At 36.8% G+C, this 1,018-nt stretch carries 2 protein-coding genes; one reads left to right on the top strand and one right to left on the bottom strand.

What is annotated here, in order from left to right; all coding sequences use genetic code 11:
- The first annotated feature begins 163 nt into the window (after nt 1-163).
- The gene (coaE, locus tag OZD61_RS02140) at nt 164-751 is read left to right on the top strand and encodes a dephospho-CoA kinase (RefSeq protein WP_274979678.1); all 588 of its coding nucleotides are present in this window, start codon (nt 164-166) and stop codon (nt 749-751) included.
- 61 nt (nt 752-812) lie between these two features.
- Here coaE and OZD61_RS02135 read toward each other — a convergent pair.
- Nucleotides 813-1,018 (bottom strand): hypothetical protein (locus OZD61_RS02135; RefSeq protein WP_458695282.1); only part of this gene is annotated, 206 nt, incomplete at its 5' end.

Below are 1,018 nucleotides of genomic sequence, written 5' to 3'. Positions count from 1 at the left end.
TTCTTTCAAGGTTAGATGGCTATTTTATAATGAATTTTGTCAGCAGCCACCAGATTTTTTCAGTTGCTATACAACAAAGCCCACTGGGATCTAGAAAATCTAGTTAATATATATAGAGAAACCTTAGCTATAGTTTCAAAAGAAGTCGAATGTATTTTGTTATATGATTATAAGTCTAACAGGCGGAATTGGGGTAGGAAAGAGCTTTGTAGCTAATTGCTTTCAAGAGTTTGGTGCTGTTGTATTTGATGCCGATTCTGTTGTACACCAATTTTATAAAGTGGATAAAAGCATAATAAGTTATGCAGAGAAAAATTTTCCTGGAGTGGTAGTAAATGGTGAAATAGATAGAACAGTACTGTCTAAATATTTCTTAGCCTACGATGAAAATTGGAAACAATTTCAATCTTTGGTTCACTCTGCTGTGCTGCGTGAATTAGAATTTTTTATTGCCAAGGAAAAAAAGATCGATAGAAAACTTTTAGTTTTAGATGTGCCACTTCTATTAGAAACAAAATTTTATTTATATTGCGACCTTATTGTTTTTGTTCATGCAGATAGCGTTGTGCAAGCTCAAAGACTTAACGAACGCAACATAGATAAAGAAAAGCTTAATCTAATCTCCGATGTTCAGTTATCTATTGAGGAGAAAAGGAAGATGAGTGACTTTATTATCGATACCAGTGTAAGCAAAGAGTATGTTTTTTCTCAAGTAAAAGATATAGTGGATTCATTAAACCTAAACACGTAGCTCTACGTCATACCGCCGCGGTATCTCTAGATCCCGCTAACAAGCAGCGGGATGACGGTTGTCAGGATCCCAGCAGCCTCCCTCCCCTGTCATCCAAGTAGCCCCCTATGGTGTCATCCCAGTGCCCAGACACTGGGATCCAGGAAAATTGATTGTGCGCTACAGCAACATTTTTGATCAAAAACTGGATTCCAGTGGGCTTTGTTGCATAGCAACTGAAAAAATCTGGTGGCTGCTGACAAAATTCATTATAAAATAGCCATTTAA

The organism is Wolbachia endosymbiont of Drosophila bocki (assembly GCF_028982005.1).
In the GTDB taxonomy this organism is placed as follows: domain Bacteria; phylum Pseudomonadota; class Alphaproteobacteria; order Rickettsiales; family Anaplasmataceae; genus Wolbachia; species Wolbachia pipientis.
This window is presented reverse-complemented; position numbering and strand designations above follow the sequence as displayed.